20 protein-coding genes and 1 tRNA gene are annotated in these 20,711 nt (G+C 69.8%); 16 read left to right on the top strand and 5 right to left on the bottom strand.

Annotated elements, in window-relative coordinates:
- Positions 1 to 11: 11 nt before the first annotated feature.
- Positions 12 to 653 (bottom strand): GntR family transcriptional regulator, encoded by a 642-nt coding sequence (locus AB0O44_RS12960; RefSeq protein WP_364137908.1) that lies wholly within the window; start codon positions 651 to 653, stop codon positions 12 to 14.
- Positions 654 to 809: 156 nt separating this feature from the next.
- Between AB0O44_RS12960 and AB0O44_RS12955 the strand changes: the two genes are divergently transcribed.
- A complete protein-coding gene (locus AB0O44_RS12955) occupies positions 810 to 2,792 on the top strand; it encodes a propionyl-CoA synthetase (RefSeq protein ID WP_364137906.1) in 1,983 nt (660 codons plus the stop codon).
- A gap of 40 nt (positions 2,793 to 2,832) precedes the next feature.
- Here AB0O44_RS12955 and AB0O44_RS12950 read toward each other — a convergent pair whose 3' ends face one another.
- Positions 2,833 to 3,552: a response regulator gene (locus AB0O44_RS12950; RefSeq protein ID WP_364137904.1), complete on the bottom strand. Its 720-nt coding sequence runs from the start codon at positions 3,550 to 3,552 to the stop codon at positions 2,833 to 2,835.
- Positions 3,545 to 5,326, bottom strand: a complete 1,782-nt coding sequence (locus AB0O44_RS12945) for an ATP-binding protein (RefSeq protein ID WP_364137902.1) — start codon at positions 5,324 to 5,326, stop codon at positions 3,545 to 3,547. The genes AB0O44_RS12950 and AB0O44_RS12945 overlap by 8 nt, the downstream gene beginning before the upstream one ends.
- A 134-nt stretch (positions 5,327 to 5,460) precedes the next feature.
- Between AB0O44_RS12945 and AB0O44_RS12940 the strand changes: the two genes are divergently transcribed.
- From AB0O44_RS12940 to AB0O44_RS12895, 10 genes are all read left to right on the top strand, one after another.
- Positions 5,461 to 6,828 carry a cation:dicarboxylase symporter family transporter gene (locus tag AB0O44_RS12940; RefSeq protein ID WP_364137900.1) on the top strand — a complete coding sequence of 456 codons (1,368 nt, stop codon included), beginning with the start codon at positions 5,461 to 5,463 and terminating at the stop codon, positions 6,826 to 6,828.
- A 263-nt stretch (positions 6,829 to 7,091) separates the two neighbouring features.
- On the top strand, positions 7,092 to 7,991 hold the full coding sequence (locus AB0O44_RS12935) for an AAA family ATPase (protein WP_364137898.1): 900 nt from the start codon (positions 7,092 to 7,094) through the stop codon (positions 7,989 to 7,991).
- Positions 7,992 to 7,996: 5 nt separating this feature from the next.
- Positions 7,997 to 8,845 (top strand): ScpA family protein, encoded by an 849-nt coding sequence (locus AB0O44_RS12930; protein WP_290258225.1) that lies wholly within the window; start codon positions 7,997 to 7,999, stop codon positions 8,843 to 8,845.
- On the top strand, positions 8,842 to 9,510 hold the full coding sequence (locus tag AB0O44_RS12925) for an SMC-Scp complex subunit ScpB (protein ID WP_364137896.1): 669 nt from the start codon (positions 8,842 to 8,844) through the stop codon (positions 9,508 to 9,510). Before AB0O44_RS12930 ends, AB0O44_RS12925 begins: the two co-directional genes overlap by 4 nt.
- 67 nt (positions 9,511 to 9,577) lie before the next feature.
- Positions 9,578 to 10,780: a pseudouridine synthase gene (locus AB0O44_RS12920; protein WP_364137894.1), complete on the top strand. Its 1,203-nt coding sequence runs from the start codon at positions 9,578 to 9,580 to the stop codon at positions 10,778 to 10,780.
- A 2-nt stretch (positions 10,781 to 10,782) separates the two neighbouring features.
- Positions 10,783 to 11,892 (top strand): prephenate dehydrogenase, encoded by a 1,110-nt coding sequence (locus tag AB0O44_RS12915; protein ID WP_364137892.1) that lies wholly within the window; start codon positions 10,783 to 10,785, stop codon positions 11,890 to 11,892.
- Positions 11,892 to 12,623, top strand: coding sequence for a (d)CMP kinase (gene cmk / locus AB0O44_RS12910; protein ID WP_290258221.1), 732 nt, complete (start codon positions 11,892 to 11,894; stop codon positions 12,621 to 12,623). Before AB0O44_RS12915 ends, cmk begins: the two co-directional genes overlap by 1 nt.
- Positions 12,624 to 12,666: 43 nt before the next feature.
- Positions 12,667 to 13,401 (top strand): lysophospholipid acyltransferase family protein, encoded by a 735-nt coding sequence (locus AB0O44_RS12905; protein ID WP_364137966.1) that lies wholly within the window; start codon positions 12,667 to 12,669, stop codon positions 13,399 to 13,401.
- On the top strand, positions 13,398 to 14,948 hold the full coding sequence (gene der / locus AB0O44_RS12900) for a ribosome biogenesis GTPase Der (RefSeq protein ID WP_364137890.1): 1,551 nt from the start codon (positions 13,398 to 13,400) through the stop codon (positions 14,946 to 14,948). The genes AB0O44_RS12905 and der overlap by 4 nt, the downstream gene beginning before the upstream one ends.
- 161 nt (positions 14,949 to 15,109) lie before the next feature.
- Positions 15,110 to 15,186, top strand: a tRNA-Pro gene (locus AB0O44_RS12895).
- Between the two features lie 94 nt (positions 15,187 to 15,280).
- Here the strand turns inward: AB0O44_RS12895 and AB0O44_RS12890 are convergent.
- A complete protein-coding gene (locus AB0O44_RS12890) occupies positions 15,281 to 16,150 on the bottom strand; it encodes a DNA-formamidopyrimidine glycosylase family protein (RefSeq protein WP_364137888.1) in 870 nt (289 codons plus the stop codon).
- A 205-nt stretch (positions 16,151 to 16,355) separates the two neighbouring features.
- Here AB0O44_RS12890 and gcvH point away from each other — a divergent pair, with 205 nt between their 5' ends.
- The 5 genes from gcvH (at position 16,356) to AB0O44_RS12865 (ending at position 19,446) form a co-directional block, all read left to right on the top strand.
- Positions 16,356 to 16,742 (top strand): glycine cleavage system protein GcvH, encoded by a 387-nt coding sequence (gene gcvH, locus AB0O44_RS12885; RefSeq protein ID WP_290258217.1) that lies wholly within the window; start codon positions 16,356 to 16,358, stop codon positions 16,740 to 16,742.
- A gap of 130 nt (positions 16,743 to 16,872) precedes the next feature.
- Complete coding sequence (locus tag AB0O44_RS12880) at positions 16,873 to 17,346, top strand: FHA domain-containing protein (protein ID WP_364137886.1); 474 nt, start codon at positions 16,873 to 16,875, stop codon at positions 17,344 to 17,346.
- Positions 17,347 to 17,369: 23 nt separating this feature from the next.
- Entirely contained in the window at positions 17,370 to 18,086 is a 717-nt protein-coding gene (locus tag AB0O44_RS12875) for a MerR family transcriptional regulator (RefSeq protein WP_290258215.1), read from the top strand.
- Positions 18,086 to 18,589, top strand: coding sequence for a bifunctional nuclease family protein (locus AB0O44_RS12870; protein ID WP_364137883.1), 504 nt, complete (start codon positions 18,086 to 18,088; stop codon positions 18,587 to 18,589). The genes AB0O44_RS12875 and AB0O44_RS12870 overlap by 1 nt, the downstream gene beginning before the upstream one ends.
- Before the next feature lie 260 nt (positions 18,590 to 18,849).
- Positions 18,850 to 19,446: a MerR family transcriptional regulator gene (locus AB0O44_RS12865; RefSeq protein WP_290258212.1), complete on the top strand. Its 597-nt coding sequence runs from the start codon at positions 18,850 to 18,852 to the stop codon at positions 19,444 to 19,446.
- An 84-nt stretch (positions 19,447 to 19,530) separates the two neighbouring features.
- On the opposite strand, the gene AB0O44_RS12860 is transcribed toward AB0O44_RS12865, so the two are convergent.
- On the bottom strand, positions 19,531 to 20,388 hold the full coding sequence (locus AB0O44_RS12860; protein WP_364137881.1) for a ParA family protein: 858 nt from the start codon (positions 20,386 to 20,388) through the stop codon (positions 19,531 to 19,533).
- Positions 20,389 to 20,711 lie beyond the last annotated feature (323 nt).

The raw sequence follows: 20,711 nt of genomic DNA, 5'->3' as shown, positions 1-20,711 counted from the left end.
GGGGTCCGTACCTAGTGCGGTACGTGGGTTGCTTTGACGTGGGAAAGACTGCGGTGCAGGTGAAGCGTGGTGGCGGCCTCGGCCAGCCGGGGGTTGCCCGCGGCGATGGCCTCGGCGATCGCCGCGTGCTCGGCGGCGGCGGCGGTGAGGCGTGCGGCGTCGTCGGCAGCGAGCCGGCGCACCCGGACCAGGTGCACGCGCAGGCTGCGCATCGCCTGGGCCAGGTAGGCGTTGGAAATGGCGGCGTCGACGGCGGCATCGAGCCGTCCGACAAGGTCGTAGTAGTCGTGCCGGGCGGGGTCGGCGCCGTTGATCAGCTCCGGCGCCCGCAGCAACTCGCGCTGCAGCCCGGCGAAGACGGCCTGATCGCCGCGTTCGGCGGCCAGCGCCGCGGCCTTGCCTTCCAGGGTTTCGCGGAGCTCGAAGAGTTCGTCGATGTCCTCCAGCGAGATGTCGGTGACGACGACGCCGCGGCCGCCCGCCGTCGTCGTCAAACCCTCCGCGGTGAGCCGGCTCAGCGCCTCCCGCAGCGGGGTCCGGGAGACGCCCAGGCGCTCGGACTGCTCCACCTCGGCGAGAACCGTGCCGGGAGCCAGCCGCCACTCGATAATGTCGTCGCGGAGTGCCGCATAGGCCCTGTCGCTGGCGCGCATGTTGCTCTCCTTCCTCACCGAATCCCCACCAGTGTATACACAGACTGCTTCGCATCCAAGCATTTCGGGAGAAAATCCCGATTACCCCCGTCTCTTGTATACAAAACCCTTGTGAGCTTTCGAGCATCCGTCTAGCATGGTCTGCATCACAATGTCGTGGAACGGGAGAACGCCATGGACAACGCCGGCAACTCGGAGACCTCGGAACGCAGCTCCGACACCAGCAGCTCGGAAGAACGCAACACTTCCAGCTACGGGAGCAGCTATGCGCGCAGCATGGACCAGCCGGAGGACTTCTGGCTCGACGCGGCCCGCAAGCTCGACTGGGGCGTCCCGCCCACCCGAGCCCTGGATTCGAGCCGCGCCCCGCTGTACGCCTGGTTCCCCGACGGCGAACTGAACACCTGCTTCAATGCCCTGGACCGGCACGTGGCCGCAGGCCACGGCGACCGAACGGCGCTGATCTATGACTCCGCCATGCTGGGCCTCCGGAAGAGCTTCACCTACGCCGAGCTGACGGACCAGGTGGCGCGGTTCGCGGGCGTCCTCCGCGCCCGGGGCGTGGGCCGCGGGGACCGGGTGGTCATCTACATGCCGATGATCCCCGAGGCGGCCATCGCCATGCTCGCCACGGCCCGGCTGGGCGCCGTCCACTCGGTGGTCTTCGGCGGCTTCGCGCCCAAGGAGCTCGCCGCCCGCATCCGCGACGCCGGCCCGGCCGCCGTCGTCACCGCCTCGGGCGGCATCGAGCCTGCCCGCCGGATCGAGTACCTGCCGGCCGTCGCGGAGGCGCTGGAGCTCGCCGGAACCCCGGACACCCCGGTGCTGGTCAAGGCCCGGGACGGCTTCGCCGACACCGCCGCGAACCACGGCGGCTGGCTGGACTGGGACACCGAGCTGGCGGCCGCCGAACCGGCGGCTCCGGTCAACGTCAAGGCCACGGACCCGCTGTACATCCTCTACACCTCCGGCACCACCGGCACCCCCAAGGGCGTGGTGCGGGACAACGGCGGCCACGCCGTCGCCCTGAGCTGGACGCTGGAGAACATCTACGACGTCGGCCCCGGCGACGTCATGTGGACCGCCTCCGACGTCGGCTGGGTGGTGGGCCACTCCTACATCGTCTACGGTCCGCTGCTGGCCGGGGCCACCACCGTCATGTACGAGGGGAAGCCGGTGGGCACCCCGGACGCCGGCGCCTTCTGGCGGGTGATCCAGGAGCACAAGGTCAACGTCCTCTTCACGGCCCCGACGGCGCTGCGGGCCATCCGCAAGGCCGACCCGGAGGCGGACCTGCTGAAGAACTACGACATCTCCAGCCTGCGGACCCTGTTCGCCGCGGGGGAGCGACTGGACACGGACACCTTCCATTGGGCCACCCGGGTTCTGGAGGTGCCGGTGGTGGACCACTGGTGGCAGACCGAGACCGGCTGGGCCATCTGCGCGAACCCCCGCGGCATGGCCGAACTGCCCATCAAGGCCGGGTCCCCGAGCGTTCCGATGCCGGGCTTCCGCCTGCGGGTCCTCGACGGCGCGGGGGAGGAAGTGGAACCGGGAACGGAGGGGAACATCGTCCTGGGCCTGCCGCTGCCGCCGGGCACCCTGGCCACCCTCTGGCGCAACGACGACCGGTACGTCTCCTCCTACCTGCAGGCGTTCGAGGGCTACTACGCCACCGGCGACTCCGGCTACCGGGACGAGGACGGCTACCTCTTCGTGATGGGCCGCACCGACGACATCATCAACGTGGCCGGCCACCGGCTCTCCACCGGGGCGATGGAGCAGGTGATCGGCCAGCACCCCGCGGTCGCCGAATGCGCCGTGATCGGCCTGGCCGACCCGCTCAAGGGCCAGCGGCCCAGCGGCTACGTGGTCCTCAAGTCCGGCGTCGACATCCCCGGGGAGGTGCTGGCCAAGGAGCTGGTGGCCCTGGTCCGGCGCGACATCGGCGCCGTGGCCGACTTCAAGCACGTCACCGTGGTGGAGGCGCTGCCCAAGACCCGCTCGGGCAAAATCCTCCGCAAGACCATGCGGCAGATCGCCGACGGCGAGGACTACGTGGTGCCCTCCACCATCGAAGACGCGGGCGTAATCGAGCAGCTGCTGGACACCCTGCGGCCCGACGCTGCGCGGTCCTGAACAGCGCGGTCCTGACCAGCGCGGTCCTGAACTGCGGTTCCTAGGACGCCGGCCGGCTCCAGCGGTATTCGTTCTCCGGCCGGCCCGGCGCGCCGTAGCGGGCCGTGCGGGCCACCGTCCCGGCGTCGGCCAGGTACTCCAGATAGCGGCGGGCGGTTACCCGGGACATGCCCAGGGCCTCCATCACCTCGCTGGCGGACACGGCCCCGGCCTGGCGCTTCATAAACTCCTGCACCGACTCCAGGGTGGAGGACGAGAGGCCCTTGGGCAGCGGCAGCTCCGAGGGGGCGCGCAGGCTCGCGAACGCCTGGTCCACGTCGCTCTGCGAGGCCCCGGTCCCTGGTCCGCCGGCAGCGGGGGAGGCCAGCTGTTCGCGGAACTGCCGGTAGCTGCGCAGCTTGTCCGCGAAAGTGGCGAAAGTGAAGGGCTTGATCAGGTACTGCACGACGCCGGTGGCCACGGCGCTGCGGACGATGTTCAGTTCACGCACGGCGGTGATGGCGATGATGTCCGCGAAGAGCCCGGCGGTGCGCATCCGGCGGGCGATGTCCAGGCCGTGCAGGTCCGGCAGGTTCATATCCAGCAGGACCAGCTCCACCGGCTGGCCCGCTGCGTTGAGCTCCGTCAGCAGGCGCAGGGCCGACTGCCCGTCCGGGGCGGATCCGGCGAGGGTGAAGCCCTCCAGCCGGCCGATGTACGCGGCGTGCGCGGCGGCCGCGATCGGCTCGTCCTCGACGACGAGCACACGGATCTCATTCATGGTGTCCCTCTGCAATACCGGCCGCCGCGTTCCCCGCGGCCTGCCCCGTCGGCAGGCTGACCCGGAACAGCGCCCCGGCCGGGCTGGTGATTGTCATGGTACCGCCCAGCCGCCGGACCGCCTGCCGGACCAGGGCCAGGCCCAGCCCGCGGCCGAAGGGCCCGGGCTCCTTGGTGCTGAAGCCGTGCCGGACGACGTCGTCCACCGCCGCCGGGTCGATGCCGGGCCCACTGTCCTCCACGGTGATCTCCAGGGCTTCCGGTGCGGCGGTGAAGCTCAGCTCCACCAGCCGCGGCGGGGGAGCGTCCGCGGCGGCGTCGATCGCGTTGTCCAGCAGGTTGCCCAGGATGGTCACCAGGTCCTGCACGGCCAGTCCGGTCACGGCGGTGGAGCCGGCCGTGGTGAGGATCAGTTCCACGCCGCGTTCGTGCGCCTGGGCGGACTTGCCCATCACCAGCGCCGCCAGTACCGGCTCCTCGATGGAGCCCACCAGGTCATCGGTGAGCCGCTGGGACAGCTCCAGGTCCTTGGTGGCGAAGTCCAGCGCCTCGGCGTCCCGGCCCAGCTCCATCAGCGAGACGATGGTGTGCAGCCGGTTGGCGTGCTCGTGCGTCTGGGCCCGCAGCGCGTCCGAGAGCGTCCGCATGGTCTCCAGCTCGCTGCCCAGGGACTCGATCTCGGTCCGGTCCCGGATGGTGGCCACCGTCCCGAAGACCGGCCGCCGCGACGACCCCCGCTGCCGCCGTACCCCCCGCGATGCTGCCAGCGGCCCCGGAGCGGGACCCACCGCGGGGCCCTGATTGACCACCAGCACGCGCTCGCCGGTGAGGTGGATTTCGTCCTGGGCCACCCGCCCGGACCGGAACAGTTCCCGCAGGCTCGGCGCCAGCGGCAGCTCCGCCAGCGTGGGGGCGTCGGCCGGCCGGGCGACACCGCCCCGGTCCGCGCTGTGGTTTGCGCCGGGGTTTGCGCTGCGGGTGATGCCCAGGGCGGCACCGCCGTCGGCGTCCACCGCCGCGTCCGCGGGCCGCGGCGGCACGCCCAGCAGCGCCGCCGCCTGGTCGTTGTACATCACCACCCGGCCGCGCGGGTCGATCAGGATCACGCCCTCACGCACCGAGTGCAGCACGGACTCGTAGTAGGCAAACAGCTGGGCCAGCTGCTCCGGGCCCCAGCCCCGGGTCACGCGCCGCAGGTACCGGCCCAGCAGCCAGGACGCCACCGAGCCCCCGGCCAGCAGCGCCGCCGCGATCACCAGCAGGGCCGGCAGCCGGCCGGAGAACGCCACGTCCACCGTTCCCACGGTCACGCCCGCGGCCACCAGCGCCTTGACCGTGCCGTTGGCGTCCTTGACCGGGGCGATCGTGCGCACCGAGGGGCCCAAGGTGCCGGCCATGATCTCGGTGAAGACCCGGCCCTGCAGCGCGGCATCGATTGACCCGATGTACGGTTTGCCCAGCTCCTCGTCGCGGGGGTGGGTCCAGCGGGTCCGGTCCGGGGCCATGATCGTGATGAAGTCGGCCTGGGCGTCCCGCATCACCTCCATGGCGTACGGCTGCAGCAGCGCCGACGGGTTCGGCGCCGCGGCGGCCTGCAGGACCAGCGGGTTGTCCGCCACCGCGGTGGCGATCCCGGCCATCCGCCGACCGGCTTCCTGGTACGCGTGGTCCCGCGCGTCCACATAGGTGGCGGTCCCGACGACGGCGGTCAGCGCCAGCATGAACAGCAGATGGGCCACGAACAGGCGCCGGGCGATGCTCCAGTGGTGGATCAAAGTGCACCCTCCATGACCAATATGAACGCAACGGTGATGCGCGTCACTCCGTACCCAATGATGGAGGAACACGCAGAAAGGACGGATGCGTCCACGGACAGCATCGACGTCCAGCCTATCCAAGGAGAAATACCATGGCCTCTCAACGAGGAGAGTCAGCGGCAACGGCCGCGGCGCCGGTCAAGCGCAAGGGGCTGGACAAGTCCCACTACCTGTACATCGCGGTCATCGTGGCCGTCGTCCTCGGCGCCGTCGTCGGCCTGATGTTCCCCGAGGTCGGAAAGTCCCTCAAGCCCCTCGGCGACGGGTTCATCAAGCTGATCAAGATGATGATCGCCCCGGTCATCTTCTGCACCATCGTCCTGGGCATCGGCTCCATCGCCAAGGCGGCCACCGTCGGCAAGGTCGGCGGCCTGGCACTGGGCTACTTCATCGTCATGTCCACCTTCGCCCTGGCCATCGGGCTGGTCGTCGGCAACCTGATCCACCCGGGCACCGGCCTGAAGCTGGCCCCGTACGATCCGAACAAGAAGGCTGCCACGGACAGCACCGTCGACTTCCTGCTCGGCATCATCCCCGGCGATATCCCCGTCCTGCCGACCCTCCTCGCCGCCATCCTGGTCGGCTTCGCGCTGCAGAAGATGGGCACCCAGGGCGCCCCGATCCTCAAGGCCATCGGCCACGGCCAGGCCCTCGTCTTCCGCATCCTGATCATGATCATGTGGCTCGCCCCGGTAGGTGCCTTCGGCGCCATCGCCGCCGTCGTCGGCGCCACCGGCGTCCAGGCCATCATCAGCATGGCCACCCTGATGGTCGCCTTCTACATCACCTGCGCCGTGTTCATCGTCGTGATCCTCGGCGGCATCCTGCAGGTCGTCTCCGGCGTCAACATCTTCCGCCTGATGAAGTACCTGGGCCGCGAATACCTGCTGATCTTCTCCACCTCCTCCTCCGAGGCCGCCCTGCCCCGCCTGATCGCCAAGATGGAACACCTCGGCGTGTCCAAGCCGGTCGTCGGCGTCACCGTCCCCACCGGCTACTCCTTCAACCTGGACGGCACCGCGATCTACCTGACCATGGCCTCCCTCTTCGTCGCCAACGCCATGGGCACCCCGCTGGACTTGGGCGCCCAGGTCTCGCTGCTGATCTTCATGATCATCGCCTCCAAGGGCGCAGCCGGTGTCACCGGCGCCGGCCTGGCCACCCTGGCCGCCGGCCTCCAGGCCCACCGTCCGGAACTGCTCGGCGGCGTCGGCATGATCGTCGGCATCGACCGGTTCATGTCCGAGGCCCGCGCGCTGACCAACTTCACCGGCAATGCCGTCGCCACCATCCTGATCGGCACCTGGGTCAAGGAGATCGACGGCGGCCAGGTGGAGCGCGTCCTCTCCGGCGCCGTCCCGTTCGACGAGCAGACCATGATCGCCGGCCACGTGGCCGGCGAACCGGCCGGCGAAGCGGCCGCAGAGTCCGCCCGCCAGCAGGTGCCGGCCAACGCCTAACCGGCTGCCGCACCCGCAACGCATCACCGCGAAACCGCCCGGACGCCCCGCCGCGTCCGGGCGGTTTCGCGTCCCCGGCCCGGCCTCCCCGCGGCAACCCTCGACCTCTACCAGAAGGTCAAGGCGCGCAAAACGGCGGTTGTCAAGGTCCGTCGAATACCGTGTCGGGGGCTGTAACCTTGGGAGGAATAACGATCGCCGCCGATGAACCGCGGCGGGATCGGGCAGCAAATATCACCGTCATCGAAAGTGTGGATAGATACGTGAGCAGCGAACAGGGGTCAGCCACCCTGGAAGGCACCGGACTCGACCTGGACGACGCCGTCATGGGGCCCACCGGGCGTCCCCTGCGTGAGTTCCCTGAGCCCGCGCCGCTGTCCTCCCACGGCCCGGCCCGCGTCATCGCCATGGTGAACCAGAAGGGCGGCGTCGGTAAGACGACGTCCACCATCAACCTGGCCGCGGCCCTGGCCGAGTACGGCCGCCGCGTCCTGCTGGTGGACTTCGACCCGCAGGGTGCGCTGTCCGCCGGCCTCGGCACCAACCCGCACGAGCTGGACCTGACGGTCTACAACGTCCTGATGGACCGCAAGGTGGACATCCGCGACGCGATCCAGAAGACCGGCGTCGAGAACGTGGACCTGCTCCCGGCCAACATCGACCTCTCCGCCGCCGAGGTGCAGCTGGTCAACGAGGTGGCCCGCGAACAGGTCCTGGACCGGGCACTCAAAAAGGTCGAAGACGACTACGACGTCGTCCTGATCGACTGCCAGCCCTCCCTTGGCCTGCTCACGGTCAACGCCCTCACCGCCGCACACGGCGTCATCATCCCGCTGATCTGCGAGTTCTTCGCCCTCCGCGCCGTGGCGCTGCTGGTCGAGACCATCGACAAGGTCCAGGACCGGCTCAACCCCCGCCTGCAGGTCGACGGCGTCCTCGCCACCATGTACGACGCGCGGACCCTGCACGGACGCGAGGTCATCGCCCGGCTGGTGGAAGCCTTCGGTGACAAGGTCTTCGAAACCGTCATCAAGCGCTCCATCAAGTTCGCCGACGCCACCGTCGCCGCGGAACCGATCACCAGCTACGCCGGGAACCATGCCGGCGCGGACGCCTACCGCCGCCTGGCCAAGGAACTGATCTCGCGCGGCGGCGCGCCCTAGGCACCGTGACGGCGACGCTCACCGCGCCGGAGGAGCTGTCACCGGCGGCGAAGAAGCCCGGCTTCGAGGTCCGGCTGGCCAACTTCACCGGCCCCTTCGACCTGCTCCTGGGCCTGATCTCCAAACACCAGCTGGACATCACCGAGGTGGCGCTGGCCACCGTCACCGACGAGTTCATCAAGTACACCCGGAAGCTCCAGGAGCAGGGGGAGGACTGGGCCCTGGACGAGGCCAGCGAGTTCCTGGTGGTGGCGGCCACCCTGCTGGACCTCAAGGCCGCCCGGCTGCTGCCCGCCGGCGAGGTCGAGGACGCCGAGGACGTGGCGCTCCTGGAAGCCCGGGACCTGTTGTTCGCCCGGCTGTTGCAGTACAAGGCCTTCAAGCACGTCGCCGGCCTGCTCGGCGCCACCCTGGAACAGGAGGCGCAGCGCTACCCCCGCCAGGTGGCCCTCGAGGAACACTTCGCCGCGCTGCTGCCGGACCTGGTCTGGAAGCACACCCCGGCCCAGTTCGCCGCCCTCGCCGGCGCCGCGCTGACCCCCAAGGCCGCCGCACCCACCGAGGTGGGCCTGGCGCACCTGCACGGCAGCCCCGTCAGCGTCCGGGAACAGGCCGAGATCCTCGGGCTGCGCCTGCGGCAGGGCCGGCCGCTGACCTTCCGGGCCCTGACCGCCGACGCCGAATCCACCCTGGTGGTGGTGGCCCGCTTCCTGGCCCTGCTGGAGATGTTCCGCGACAAGGCGGTCTCCTTCGACCAGCTGCAGCCCCTCGGTGAACTCTCCGTGCACTGGACGGCCGCCGACCCCGAATGGAACAGTGCGGCCCTGAGCGAGGAATACGAGGACCAGCCATGACCACCGGACCAGAGACTCGCCCCGGACCGGCTGGCACCCCCGCCGGACAGCCGGACCCGGGAACCCCCGACGTCGCGGATCTTCCCGGCGGCGTCCGCGCCGCGCTGGAGGCCGTGCTGATGGTGATCGACGAACCGGCGACGGCGGCGCGGCTCGCCGCGGGCCTCGGCCAGCCCGTCGACGTCGTCGAGGACCTGCTCGAGGACCTGCGGCGGGAGTATAACGGCTATACTGGAAGTTCCCCGGATGTGGCCACAGCCCCCCGGGGTTTCGAATTGCGGAACATCGCCGGTGGCTGGCGGATCTATTCCCGGGCCGAATTCGCCGACGTGGTTGGCGGATTCGTGCTCGAAGGCCAGACGGCCAGGCTGACGCAGGCGGCGCTCGAAACGCTCGCCGTGATCGCCTACCGGCAGCCCGTATCCCGGGCCAGGGTCTCGGCAATTCGAGGCGTCAACGTCGACTCCGTGGTGCGGACGCTCGTGCAGCGCGGACTGATCGAGGACTCGGGACATGATCCCGAATCCGGGGCAGTCCTCTACCGCACCAGCTCGTATTTCCTGGAACGGATGGGGATCGGGTCGGTGGCGGAACTGCCCCAGCTCTCCCCGCACCTTCCCGGACTCGAGGGCATCGCGGAGTACTACGACGCCGGACGCATGTAACAGCACCACACACCAGCGGGCAGCCACGCAGCCTGCGCACAGATTTCACCATAACGAAGGACGGGTCATGACACAGGCGGGACGCCAGGGTTCACCACGTAACGGTTCGGGACGGACCGGAGCCGGCAACAAGGCCGGACACAACACACCGCGCAGCCAGGGAGCCGGCGGCGCCGGCCGCGGCCAGCGCGACGCCGGCAAGGGCGGCTTCTCCGGCGGAGCTGACCGCGGCTTCAAGCGGCCCAAGCCCCGCGAGGAAGCCTTCATTGACCCGGACCTGAACCCGGGTCCGGCGGAGCCGGGACAGCGCGGCGGCAAGCCCGCGGCGAAGAAGCCCGGAGCCCGCAAGCCCGGCGCCGGCAAGGCGCCGGGCACCCCCGGCGCCGTGAAGCCCAAGGCCCGCATCGGGGCCGGCGCCGCCAAGGCCACCGGCTCGAAGGCCTTCGGCAGCGAACGCTTCGGCCAGAACCTCGGCCCGGTCCGCAAGCCCGCCCGCAAGCGCGGCCCGCGCGGCGCCGTGCCGCAGTCCGAGCTGCACGATGCCGACGGTGTCCGCCTGCAAAAGGTCATGGCCTCCGCCGGCGTGGCCTCCCGTCGCGTCTGCGAAGAGATGATCGCCGAGGGCCGGGTCGAGGTGGACGGCCACGTCGTCACCGAACTGGGCATGCGGGTGGACCCCGCCACCTCCGTGATCCACGTCGACGGCCTGCGCATTCAGCTGGACGAAAACATGGTCTACATGGTCTTCAACAAGCCCAAGGGCGTTGTCTCCACCATGGAAGACCCGGACGGCCGGCCGTGCATCAGCGACTTCGTCCGCAACCACCACGGCGAGCGGCTCTTCCACGTGGGCCGGCTGGACGTCGCCACCGAGGGCCTGCTGCTGCTGACCAACGACGGCGAACTGGCCAACCGGCTGACGCACCCCTCCTACGAGGTGCCCAAGACCTATCTGGTCCAGGTCCGCGGCCCGTTCCCGCAGGGCGTCGGCGCCCAGCTGAAGGCCGGCGTCGAGCTGGAAGACGGCATGGCCTCGGTGGATTCGTTCCGGCTGGTCGACTCCACCCCGGGCCACGTGCTGATCGAGGTGGTCCTGCACTCGGGGAAGAACCGGATCGTTCGCCGCCTCTTCGACGCCGTCGGTTTCCCCGTGCTGCGCCTGGTCCGCGTCAAGGTCGGCCCCATCGGCCTGGGCGACCAGCGCCAGGGCAGCATCCGCAACCTCGGCAAGCAGGAAGTCGGCCACCTGCTGGCATCCGTGGGGCTGTAAGCATGTCCGCTTTCCGCACCCACGGCCGCGGGCACCTCAACGGCCCCGTGGTCGTCGTGGGCACCGGGCTGCTGGGCACCAGCATCGGGCTGGGCCTGCGCGGCCGCGGCGTCCCGGTGTACCTGACCGACCCCTCGCCGACCAACCAGGCCGTCGCCGTCGACATCGGCGCCGGCCTGCCGCTGGAGCGGCTCGAGGGGGAGGCCCCGGAGCTCGTCGTCGTGGCGGCCCCGCCGGACGTGACGGCCGACGTCGTCGCCCGCGCCCTGGCGGATTACCCGGACGCCACCGTGGTGGACATCGCCAGCGTCAAGGCGGGCATCCAGGCCGAGCTCCGCGACCGCGGGGCCGACCTGGGCCGCTACGTCGGCACCCACCCGATGGCCGGCCGGGAGAAGTCCGGGCCGGTGGCCGCGCGCGGCGAACTCTTCACCTCCATGCCGTGGGTGCTGTGCCCGACGCCGGAGACCCGGCCCGAGGCCCTCACGACGGCGCGCACGCTGGCGGGCGACCTCGGCGCCGTCGTCGCCGAATTCGACGCCCAGGAACACGACGACGCGGTGGCGCTGGTCTCGCACCTGCCCCAGGTGATGTCCTCGCTGCTGGCCAGCCGGCTGCAGGGCACGCCCCTGCACGCCCTCTCCCTCGCCGGGAACGGGCTCCGGGACACCACCCGGATCGCCGCCAGCGACCCGACGCTGTGGGTGCAGATCCTCGGCGCCAACGCCGGGCCCATGGTGGGGCTGCTGCACGGTGTCCGGGAGGACCTGAACCGCCTCATCGGCACCCTGGAGAACCCCACCGCGCCCGGCGCACGGCTGGACCTGGCGCAGCTGATCAGCGAGGGCAACGCCGGCCAGGCCCGCATCCCGGGCAAGCACGGCGGGCCGCCGCAGGCCTACTCCTGGCTCACCGTCCTGGTCGACGACACGCCCGGGCAGATCGCCCGGCTGCTCACCGAGATCGGCGAGATCGGCGTCAACCTCGAAGACCTGCGCCTGGACCACTCGTCCGGCCAGAACGTGGGCATGGTGGAGATCTCCGTCCTGCCCAACAAACACGAAATGCTCATCGAAGCCCTCAACGACCGCGGATGGCGGGTACTCCAGTAATGACCCAGGAAACAGCAGCAGTAGCGACGGACGTGGTCCGTCCCGGCAAGAGCCTCGTCGTCGCCATTGACGGGCCCTCCGGGTCGGGCAAGTCCAGTGTCAGCAAGGAGGTGGCCCGCCGGCTCCGGCTGGCCTACCTGGACACCGGCGCGATGTACCGGGCCCTGACCTGGTACTGCCTCGACGCCGGGACCGACCTGGCCGACGGGCAGGCCGTCGAGGACGCCGCCGAAGTCCTGGACCTGGACATCAGCACCAGCGCGGGGGAGGAGTACGTGCGCGTGGGCGGCGTGGACATCACCGACGCCATCCGTGAACCCTCCATCTCCGCCGCGGTCAGCGCCGTCGCCACCAACCTGGGCGCCCGCACCGAACTGATCCGCCGCCAGCGCGCACTGATCGACAAGCACCACCGCCGCATGGTGGTGGAGGGCCGGGACATCACCACCGTCGTCGCGCCCAACGCCGAGGTGCGGATGCTGCTGACCGCCAGCGAGGAGGCCCGGCTGCGCCGCCGCGGCCTGCAGCTGGGCGGCACCCAGAACGCCGAGCAGCTCGCCGCCCAGGTGACGGCGCGGGACGCCAAGGACTCCACCGTGGTGAACTTCACCCGGGCCGCCGACGGCGTGGTCACCCTGGACTCCTCGGACCTGGACTTTGAGCAGACCGTCGACGCGGCCCTCGGGATCGTGCGCCGGGTCGTTGAGCACGCGCCCTTCACCCGTGACTGAGCGCGCGGCCGCGGTCCCCGGACGCCTGTTCCTCACCGGAACCATGGCCTGGAGCCGCCCCGTGGGCTGGGCGCTGGACCACCTCGTCTACCGGACCACCGTCAGCGGACGGGCCAACGTCCCGCAGGCCGGCCCGGTGATCTTCGCCGGGAACCACATCAGCTACCTCGACGGGCCGGTGATGTTCGGTGCCGCCCCGCGGCCGATGCACATCCTGGTCAAGCAGGAGATGTTCGGCGGCGTCCTGGGCCGGGTGCTGACCGCCGCGGGCCAGCTGCCCGTGGACCGGTCCGGGGACCGGGCGGCGCTGCAGCGCGCCAAGGCCATCCTGGACGCCGGATCCTGCGTGGGCATCCTCCCCGAAGGCACCCGGGGGAGCGGCCAGGCGGCAGCGATCAACAACGGGGTGGCCTGGCTGGCGCTGAACTCGGCGGCCACCGTCATCCCGGTCGCCATCCTCGGAACCCGCACCGGCGACGAACACCTCAACACCGTGCCCCGCCCGGGCCGCCGGCTGCACGTCAGCTTCGGCCCGGCGTTGACCGCGGACCGCAGGCCGGGGGAGACCGGGCGTGCTTCAATGGACAGGGTGGGAACCGGGATCCGTGCTGCGCTGGCGCGGCACGTCCAGGACACCATCCAGGCCAGCGGACACCGCCTGCCCGACGCGGAAACAGCAAGCGCCGGATCAGCAGCACCGCAATCAGAACCACCGCATGAACGCCAGACAGCAGTAGCCGGAGAGCCGGCAGATCACCACCTAAGGAAAGTGCAATGAGCGATACGACTCAAACCTCCGGCAACTTCGGCGCCGGCGAAGACGAATACACGCCCACCGGCACGGACCAGGTGGCGGAGAACCTCGCCGCCCTGGACGACGACGAGGCCGACCTCCGCGCCGCGTCGCTGCGCGCCGGCCTGGAGGACTACGAGCTCGACGAGGACGACGCCGCCCTGCTCAGCGGCGACTTCGACGACGAGGATTTCGACGGCCCGCTGAAGCTGGACCCGGTCCTGGCCATCATCGGCCGCCCGAACGTGGGCAAGTCCACGCTGGTCAACCGCATCCTGGGCCGCCGCGAGGCCGTCGTCGAGGACACCCCCGGCGTCACCCGCGACCGGGTCATGTACTCAGCGCACTGGAACGGCCGCAACTTCACCCTGGTGGACACCGGCGGATGGGAGCACGACGCCCGCGGCATCCACGCCCGCGTCGCCGAGCAGGCCGAGATGGCCGTGGAACTGGCCGACGCCGTGCTCTTCGTGGTGGACTCCGCCGTCGGCGCCACCGCCACCGACGAGGGCGTCATGAAGATGCTCCGCAAGTCCAAGAAGCCGGTCATCATGGTGGCCAACAAGGTGGACGACTTCGCCCAGGAAGCCGACTCGGCCGCGCTCTGGGGCCTCGGCTTCGGCGAGCCCTACCCGGTCTCCGCCCTGCACGGCCGTGGCGTGGCAGACCTGCTGGACCACGTGATGGATGTCCTGCCCGAGTTCTCCACCATCGAGGGCCTGGAACGCAGCGGCGGCCCCCGCCGCATCGCGCTGATCGGCCGCCCGAACGTGGGCAAGTCCTCGCTGCTGAACAAGCTGGCCGGCTCCGAGCGCGTCGTCGTGGACAACACCGCCGGCACCACCCGCGACCCGGTGGACGAATTCATCGAGCTCGGCGGCCGCACCTGGCGCTTCGTGGACACCGCCGGCATCCGACGCCGCCAGCACATGGCCCAAGGCGCCGACTTCTACGCTTCCCTGCGCACCCAGAGCGCGCTCGAAAAGGCCGAGGTCGCCGTCGTGCTCCTCGCCGTGGACGAGGTGCTCAGCGAACAGGACGTCCGCATCCTGCAGCTGGCCATCGAATCCGGCCGGGCGCTGGTGCTGGCGTTCAACAAGTGGGACCTGCTGGACGACGAACGCCGGATCTACCTTGAGCGCGAGATCGACCGCGACCTGGCCCACGTGGCCTGGGCCCCCCGGGTGAACATCTCCGCCAAGACCGGCTGGCACAAGGACCGCCTGGTTCCCGCCCTGGACACGGCGCTGGAAAGCTGGGACAAGCGCATCCCCACCGGCCGGCTCAACGCCTTCCTCGGCGAACTCGTGGCAGCGCACCCGCACCCGGTCCGCGGCGGCAAGCAGCCCCGCATCCTCTTCGGCACCCAGGCCTCCAGCCGTCCGCCGAAGTTCGTCCTCTTCACCACCGGGTTCCTGGACCCGGGCTACCGCCGCTTCATCACCCGCCGCCTGCGTGAAACCTTCGGCTTCGAGGGCACCCCGATCGAGGTCAACATGCGGGTCCGGGAAAAGCGCAGCAAGAAGCGTTAATTCGGACACATCGGAGGGAAAAGTGCCCGTGGCGGCGGCGAAATGTCACGGGCACCCTCCGGAATCGTGTAAGCTTTTCAAGGTGGTTCGGCCGGACTGCTCAGTGAATACGGCAGGGAGAAATCCCTCCGGAGCCACGGAGCGGAGAACGACGGAACCAGCGGGCTGTAGCGCAGCTTGGTAGCGCACTTGACTGGGGGTCAAGGGGTCGCAGGTTCAAATCCTGTCAGCCCGACCAACAGAAAAAACCCCGTCCTTGCCGGAAACGGCAGGGGCGGGGTTTTCTGCTTTCCCGGGTAACCCGCCGCGGCGCGGGCTGCTCCGGGGGCCGGTTACTTCAAGAAGCGCGAGGTGCGCCTGTCCGCGAGGATTTTCCCCTTCGTCTGGCAGGTGGGGCAGTACTGCAGGGCCGTGTCCGCGAAGGAGACCTCCCGGACGGTGTCCCCGCAGACCGGGCACGCCTCCCGGGCGCGCCCGTGCACCCGCAGGTGGGTCCGCTTCGTGTCCTTGAGCTCGGCCGGCGGCTTCCCGGCGGCCTCCGCCACGGCCGCGCCGAGCACCTCATGGATCGCCCGGTAGAGGCGTTCGACGGCGTCGCGGTCCAGGGACGCGGCGATCGCGAACGGGGAGATCCGTGCCGCGTGCAGGATCTCGTCGCTGTAGGCGTTGCCGATCCCGGCCATGATGCTTTGGCTGCGCAGCACTCCCTTGACCTGCTGGGAGTGGGCGGCCAGGATCGCCGCGAGCGATTCGACGTCGAAATCCTTGCCCAGCGGGTCCGGCCCCAGCGCCGCGATCCCCGGAACCTCGGCCGGGTCCCGGACCAGGTACACGGCCAGGCTCTTGCGGGTCCCCGCCTCGGTCAGGTCCACGTCCACGGGACCGGCGCCGCCGGTCAGGGACAGCCGGACCGCGATGTGCCCGCCGCCGCGCTTGAGTACGGCCCCGGTGGGTGCCTCCGTCATCCGGACCCAGCCGGCGCGGGCGAGATGGAAAACCAGGAACAGCCCGTCCGCCTCCACCGCCACGAACTTCCCGTACCGCCGGACGCCCGTCACCGTGCGGCCCTCGAGCGCGCTGATCGGGGGATCGGCGGTCTTCAGCACGGCGAAGGAGACCACCTGGATGCCGGCGACCTCGCAGCCGGCCAGACGGGCGGCGAGGAAGTCCGCCAGCGCCGCGACTTCGGGCAGTTCAGGCATGGGCTAACACGTTCCATTCCGGTGCAGGGGCGGCCATGGCCCCATCATGCCAGAGACCTCCCGGGCCGGTGCCGATATGCCTATACTTTCAGCGGCGGCCCGTTCCTCCGGCCGCCGCATCTCCAGCGCTGGACCCAATGCTTGACCCCAGTGGATTCACCCGAAGTGCTTGACCAGTAGTGCTTGACCCGACGAAAGGCCCGTCATGAGCATCATTCCCGAAGACCTCTCCTACACCGCCGAACACGAGTGGGTCACCGCCCCCAACGCCGACGGCGTCGTCCGGGTGGGCATCACGGATTTTGCCCAGGACGCCCTCGGCGACGTGGTCTACGCCCAGATGCCGGAGGTGGGCACCAAGCTCACCGCCAATGACGTCGTCGGCGAGGTCGAATCGACCAAGAGCGTCAGCGACATCTACGCCCCGGTCAGCGGCGAAGTGGTGGCCCGGAACGAGGCGCTGGACACCGATTCGGCCCTGATTAACTCCGATCCTTACGGCGAGGGCTGGCTGCTGGAAATCAAGCTGGCCGAGGCCGACGCGGTCGAGTCGCTGCTCAGTGCATCGGAGTACGAACAGCAGGTAGGCTAAAGGCAAGGCCGCCCGGCCCTGCCGCTGGAGACAGCTGCCGGACGGCGGACCGACTACCGGATCTGCCAGGCTTTTCCGGACGGCATGCGTTGTTTGCAGGGGGGAACCTGCAACGAATCAGGAGGATTCAATGGTTGGGCACGGACAGAACGACACCGGTGAATACGGCACGGGTGGAGTGAAAGCCTCGGAGACCACCTCGATCCACCTCACCCCGGTCCGCGACGAGCCGACGATCGCCCCGAAGGTTTCGACCGAGGAGCGCACCGCGATCGAATCGCTGCCGGCAGGTTCGGCTCTGCTGATCGCGCACAGCGGTCCCAACAGCGGTGCCCGCTTCCTGCTGGACTCGGACGTCACCACCGCCGGCCGGCACCCCGACGCCGACATCTTCCTCGACGACGTCACGGTGTCCCGCCGCCACGTCGAGTTCCGCCGCACCCCCCGCAGCTTCGAAGTGGTGGACACCGGCAGCCTGAACGGCACCTATGTCAACAACGACCGCGTCGACGCCGTGGAACTCAAGTCCGGCAACGAGGTGCAGATCGGCAAGTTCCGCCTGACCTTCTACCTGAGCCCTGTCCGCACCGCAGGCAACGTCTGATATCGGAGTACTTTCCGGTGGCCATGGCACAAGCCGAACGGCGCGGACCCCAGGTTTTGAACATCGGGGAGGTCCTGGGGCAACTCAGTGACGACTTCCCGTCCATGACCGCGTCGAAAATCAGGTTCCTTGAGGAAAAGGGACTCATCAACCCGCAGCGGACCCCCGCGGGGTACCGGCAGTACTCGGAGAACGACGTCGAGCGGCTCCGTTTCGTGCTGGCGCTCCAGCGCGACCAGTATCTGCCGTTGAAGGTGATCAAGGATTACCTCGACGCGATCGACCGCGGCGAACGCCCGGACAACCTTCCGCCCGGCGTCACCGTCTCGCCGCGGATCGTCTCCGACGAGCTCGCCTCCGAGTTGAACAACCGGGTGCGCCGGCTCAGCGAGGAGCAGCTGCGGACCGAATCCGGGGCGAGCGTCCCGCTGTTGGAGTCCCTGCTGAGCTACGGGCTGATCGGCCACGTCAACGGCCAGTTCGACGAGCACGCCCTGCAGGTGGCCAAGGCCTGCGTCCAGCTGGAAAGCCACGGCCTTGAACCCCGCCACCTGCGCCCCTTCCAGGCCGCCGCGGACCGGGAGTTTGGCCTGGTGGAACGCGCCGTCGCCACCCTCACGTCCCGCAAGGACGCCGCCTCGCACGCCCGCGCCGCCGAGGCGGCCCGGGAAATCAGCGACCTCTGCCTCTCGCTGCACCGGGCTCTGGTCCAGGACCGCATCTCGAGGATGGACATCTGATGATTGAGGTCGAGATCGTAGGCGTTCGGATCGAACTGCCCTCCAACCAGCCGCTCGTGCTGCTCAAGGAGATGCATGGCGAACGGCACGTGCCGATCTGGATCGGCACCCCCGAGGCCAGCGCCATCGCCCTGGCCCAGCAGGGCGTCGTCCCGCCGCGGCCGATGACCCACGACCTGCTGATCGACGTCGTCGAGGCGCTCGACCACACGATCGTCAGCGTCAACATCGTCGCCGTGGAGGATAACGTCTTCTACGGCCAGCTGCAGTTCGAGGACGGCACCACGGTCAGCTCGAGGGCATCCGACGCCCTCGCCCTGGCGCTGCGCGCCAAGTGCCGGATCTGGTGCGCCGACGCCGTCATGGATGAGGCCGGCGTGCGGATCACCGAGCATGATGAGGGTGAGGACACGGAGCCGGGTCCCGCCGTCGACGAAGAGGGGGAGATGCGCCGCTTCCGGGAATTCCTGGACGACGTCGAACCCGAGGATTTCGCGGGCTGACCCCGCCGAAGTCTCAAGTTGAGGTCGAAACTTTCGACACGCCCCGGCTATAGCCCCAACGTCTTTGACCTGAGGGGCCGGTCAGCCTAACGTCAGAGATACAAGTTCCCATTGCAGACAACAGGTGCGCACGTCACACTGGACTGAGCAGCCGGACCCGAACGGCGCGGATCACTCCCGCGCCGGGACGGCCCGACGGCGGCAGGAAAGCGCGCTAAGGCTGTAATTCCCCGCGGGAGCTCAGAATGAGGAGGATCCACGTGAGTCCGAAAGGCGACGCAGGCGAGCTCAAGCAGGCCTCGACGGCAGGTGTTGCCGTGCCCGCTACCGGCGCGCAGGGCCTGCTCTTCACCGAGGACCTCCCCGTCCTGGACGAAGATGCCGGCTACCGCGGACCGACCGCCTGCAAGGCCGCCGGTATCACCTACCGCCAGCTTGACTACTGGGCCCGCACCGGACTGGTGGAACCCGCCGTCCGCGGCGCCGCCGGTTCCGGCTCGCAGCGGCTCTACGGCTTCCGCGACATCCTGGTCCTCAAGGTCGTCAAGCGTCTCCTGGACACCGGAGTGTCCCTGCAGCAGATCCGCACCGCCGTCGAACACCTGCGTGAACGCGGTGTGGAGGACCTGGCCCAGATCACCCTGATGAGCGACGGCGCCAGCGTCTACGAATGCACCTCTGCCGACGAGGTCATCGACCTGGTCCAGGGCGGCCAGGGCGTCTTCGGCATCGCCGTCGGCCGGGTCTGGCGCGAGGTGGAGGGCAGCCTCGCGGCCCTTCCCAGCGAGCACGCCGCCGACCAGTCCTTTCCCGACGACGAACTGAGCAAGCGCCGGGCGGCCCGCAAGACCGGCTGATTCTTTCCCTTCAGACACAGAAGCGCGGGGCCACCAGGTGGCCCCGCGCTTCTTTCGTTTAATCGGCCCCCGGCGGGGAAAGCGTCAGCGGCTGCTGCGGTCCCGGACCCGGCCCGCGCCGACGAGTTCGCCGCGGTTGCCCAGCAGGTTCGCCAGCAGTTCGTCGAAGAGGCCGGCGGCGCTCTTGGCCGAGTCGCCCGGCCAGGAGTGCACGGCGTGGGCGGCACCCTGGATCTGCTGCCAGTTGGCCTGTTCCGGGATGTGCGGGGTGAGCAGCAGCTCGCCGAACATCGAGTCCATCTCGGAGAGGCGGAAGGCGTGCTCCGCCGAGCCCGTGCGGACCCGGTTGGCAACGATGCCGGCCGGCATGAGCCCGGGGGCAAACTCCTGGCGGAACAGCTGGATGGCGCGCATGGTGCGCTCGGTGCCGGCCACGGAGAAGAGGCCGGGTTCGGCCACCAGGGCCACCTTGTCGCTGGCGGACCAGGCCATCCGGGTGAGGCCGTTGAGGGACGGCGGGCAGTCGATCAGGACCAGCTCGTACCGGTCGGCGCCGGCCAGGACGGTGGAGAGGCGGCGCAGGTCGCGGCGGCCCAGGTCCGGGCGGTCGTAGATGCCGGTGTAGGCGGAGCCGACGGCGACATCCAGAATGGATTCTTCGCTGTTGCCGGCGCGGGTTCCGGCGGTGGCGTTACCGCGCTCCAGCCAGCCGCTGGGGACCACGTTCTCGGCCAGGCGGGCGCGGCGCGGGGACTTCAGCATGCGGCCGATGTCCAGCTGCTCGCCGGCGCGGACGCCCAGGGCGGTGCTGGCGTCGGCGTGCGGGTCAAGGTCGACCACCAGGGTGGGGATGCCGGCGGCGAGGGCGGCCGAGGCCAGCCCGGTGGTCACCGATGTCTTGCCGACTCCGCCTTTGAGGCTGCTGATGCTGACTACGTGCACTTGAAAACCAATACCTAACGCCGGTTGCCGAGACTGGGTCATGCCGGCCCGTGCGTTCCTCCGGGCCGGGGCGGACATGCGCCACCCACCTACCCATCATAGGCGGCGGCGCACAATAAACCCGCCTCATCCACCCCGGCAGAGGCGGAAGTCCGGTCCCTCGGGCCGCGCCGCAGCCCACGGATGAGTCCGTGCCCCGGGCCGTGTCTTCGCTGCTCCCCGGCCGCGGAACAACCCCGTGCCGGAGGGCGGCGGACGCCGTCTGCCGCTTCCCGGGCACATGACGGATAATTCTGTGATGACGGCCACAATGATTTGTGTTG

This window comes from Arthrobacter sp. NPDC080082, from assembly GCF_040686595.1.
Taxonomy (GTDB): Bacteria; Actinomycetota; Actinomycetes; order Actinomycetales; family Micrococcaceae; genus Arthrobacter.
The sequence above is the reverse complement of the archived record's forward strand: the minus strand, read 5'-3'. Positions and strand labels throughout refer to the sequence as shown.

Excerpts from the sequence above, each read along its gene's own strand:
- AB0O44_RS12960 (WP_364137908.1), bottom strand. The coding sequence starts at position 653 with ATGCGCGCCAGCGACAGGGCCTATGCGGCACTCCGCGACGACATTATC.
- AB0O44_RS12875 (WP_290258215.1), top strand. The coding sequence starts at position 17,370 with ATGGCACAAGCCGAACGGCGCGGACCCCAGGTTTTGAACATCGGGGAG.
- AB0O44_RS12920 (WP_364137894.1), top strand. The coding sequence starts at position 9,578 with ATGACACAGGCGGGACGCCAGGGTTCACCACGTAACGGTTCGGGACGG.
- AB0O44_RS12890 (WP_364137888.1), bottom strand. The coding sequence starts at position 16,150 with ATGCCTGAACTGCCCGAAGTCGCGGCGCTGGCGGACTTCCTCGCCGCC.
- AB0O44_RS12905 (WP_364137966.1), top strand. The coding sequence starts at position 12,667 with ATGGCCTGGAGCCGCCCCGTGGGCTGGGCGCTGGACCACCTCGTCTAC.
- AB0O44_RS12950 (WP_364137904.1), bottom strand. The coding sequence starts at position 3,552 with ATGAATGAGATCCGTGTGCTCGTCGTCGAGGACGAGCCGATCGCGGCC.
- AB0O44_RS12870 (WP_364137883.1), top strand. The coding sequence starts at position 18,086 with ATGATTGAGGTCGAGATCGTAGGCGTTCGGATCGAACTGCCCTCCAAC.
- cmk (WP_290258221.1), top strand. The coding sequence starts at position 11,892 with ATGACCCAGGAAACAGCAGCAGTAGCGACGGACGTGGTCCGTCCCGGC.
- AB0O44_RS12880 (WP_364137886.1), top strand. The coding sequence starts at position 16,873 with ATGGTTGGGCACGGACAGAACGACACCGGTGAATACGGCACGGGTGGA.
- der (WP_364137890.1), top strand. The coding sequence starts at position 13,398 with ATGAGCGATACGACTCAAACCTCCGGCAACTTCGGCGCCGGCGAAGAC.
- AB0O44_RS12925 (WP_364137896.1), top strand. The coding sequence starts at position 8,842 with ATGACCACCGGACCAGAGACTCGCCCCGGACCGGCTGGCACCCCCGCC.
- gcvH (WP_290258217.1), top strand. The coding sequence starts at position 16,356 with ATGAGCATCATTCCCGAAGACCTCTCCTACACCGCCGAACACGAGTGG.
- AB0O44_RS12940 (WP_364137900.1), top strand. The coding sequence starts at position 5,461 with ATGGCCTCTCAACGAGGAGAGTCAGCGGCAACGGCCGCGGCGCCGGTC.
- AB0O44_RS12915 (WP_364137892.1), top strand. The coding sequence starts at position 10,783 with ATGTCCGCTTTCCGCACCCACGGCCGCGGGCACCTCAACGGCCCCGTG.